Raw genomic sequence first — 1,943 nt, 5'->3', positions numbered from 1 at the left:
TATCGCGCCTGCGAAATGCAACCGAGCCATGACGGATCACGCGGGCGCGCGCCCTTGCGAAGCGGTGGCGGCCGGAGCACTCTGCCCAGGCGGCGCACCAAGAACGCCGCCAATAAAGACTTGCTCACAAGATCTCGGCGAGGAAGCATCCATGGCGGTGACGCGGATCGACTGCGACATCCACCCGGCGGTTGGTGGCACGCGCACGACGCTGCTGCCCTATCTCAGCGATCACTGGAAAGAGCAGGTGGTGAGCCGGGCGATCGACGGGCTCGACCTCACCTCCTATCCGCCTGGCATGCCGCTTTCGGGCCGCGCCGACTGGCGGCCGGCCAATGGCGCCAGGCCGGGTTCCGATCTCGCCATGGTGCAGAAGGGCGCGTTCGACCAGTTGGGCGCGAGCCACGCCATCCTCAACGTGCTCTATGGTGCGCAGGCCGTGTTCGACGCCTACATGGCGGCCGACTTCTGCAAGGCCATCAACGATTGGATCGCCGCCGAATGGCTCGCGCGCGATTCGCGCCTGCGCGCCTCCATCGTCGTGCCGATGCAGGCGCCGGATCTGGCGATCGAGGAGATCGAGCGCCGCGCCGGCGACAACCGCTTCGTCTCCATCCTGGTGCTGGCGCAGGGCGAGACGCTGCTGGGCCGGCGGCATTTCTGGCCGGTCTATCAGCTCGCGGAGAAATACAAGCTGCCGCTCGCGATCCACGCCGGTACGCAATATCGTCAGGCGCCGAGCTCCGCCGGCTGGCCGTCGCATCGTTATGAATACTACTTCGTCGAGGCGCAGGCGTTTCAGGCACAGATCCTCAGCCTGATCTATGAGGGCGTGTTCGGCAAATATCCCGATCTCAAGGTCGTGCTGATGGAGTCGGGCGTGAGCTGGCTGCCGGCCTTCATGTGGCGGGCCAACAAGACCTGGCGCGGCGTGCGCGTCGAGGTGCCCTGGGTCGAGCGCGAGCCTGCATCGATCATCCGCGACAATTTCCGTGTCACCATGCAGCCGTTCGATGCACCTAGCGATGCGAAAAGCGTCGAGGAGATCATCGACCAGATCGGCTCCGAAAAAATGTTCCTGTTCGCGTCCGACTACCCGCACTGGCAGTTCGACGGCGACGACCCGATCCCGCCGAACCTGCCGAAGAGCATCATCGCGAAGATGTGCGTCGACAATCCCCTGGAGACGTTTCCGCGGTTGTCTCTAAATTAGATTCTGGAGGATCGCATGAGTGAGGTCATCGACCGTCCGTTGCGTGACGACGAAAAGCCTGCCGCGACGCGGCTGCGTATCGTCGATTGTGACGTCCATCCGAGCCTGCGCTCGACGGACGATCTCAACGAGTTCCTGCCAAGACGCTGGCAGCAGCATCTGAAGGAATACGGCAGCCATCTGCGCACGCCCTATCTGTTCACCACGCCCTATCCGCGGTCCTCGCCGCTGATCGCGCGGCGTGATGCCTGGCCGCCGACCGGCGGGCCGCCCGGCTCCGATCTTGATTTCATGCGCAAGCAGCATCTCGATCCGCTCGACGTCGAGTTCGGCATACTCCAGGTGCTCGATCTCTTCATCTTCTCGCAGCAGAACCTCGAATTCGGGGCGGCGATCCAGCGTGCGATCAATGACTGGCAGCTGGCGTTCTGGACGCACCGCGATCCTCGCCTGAAGGCTTCGATCCTGGTCGGGCAGGACGGGACCGATCTTGCGATTGCCGAGATCGAGCGCTGCGCCAAGATCGGTGAATACATCCAGATCAACGTTTCGCCGCGAGCCAACGAGCCGCTCGGCCGCCGCCGCTACTGGCCGATCTACGAGCGCGCGCAGGCGCTGGATCTGCCGCTCGGCATCCATGTCGGCGGCTATGGCGGTCACGCGCCGACCGGCGGCGGCTGGCCGTCCTATTATGTCGAGGAGCACCAGTCCAACGCGCACACCATTGCCG

Annotated in this window: 2 protein-coding genes; both read left to right on the top strand. The window is 64.3% G+C overall.

Features of this window, described 5'->3' with window-relative positions:
* The first annotated feature begins 151 nt into the window (after nucleotides 1–151).
* Entirely contained in the window at nucleotides 152–1,213 is a 1,062-nt protein-coding gene (locus AC1D00_RS38875) for an amidohydrolase family protein (RefSeq protein WP_477014323.1), read from the top strand.
* Between the two features lie 15 nt (nucleotides 1,214–1,228).
* The coding region (locus tag AC1D00_RS38870; RefSeq protein ID WP_477014322.1) for an amidohydrolase family protein at nucleotides 1,229–1,943 on the top strand (715 nt) is incomplete at its 3' end.

Source organism: Bradyrhizobium sp. P2_E8 (assembly GCF_056403875.1).
The sequence above is the reverse complement of the archived record's forward strand: the minus strand, read 5'-3'. Positions and strand labels throughout refer to the sequence as shown.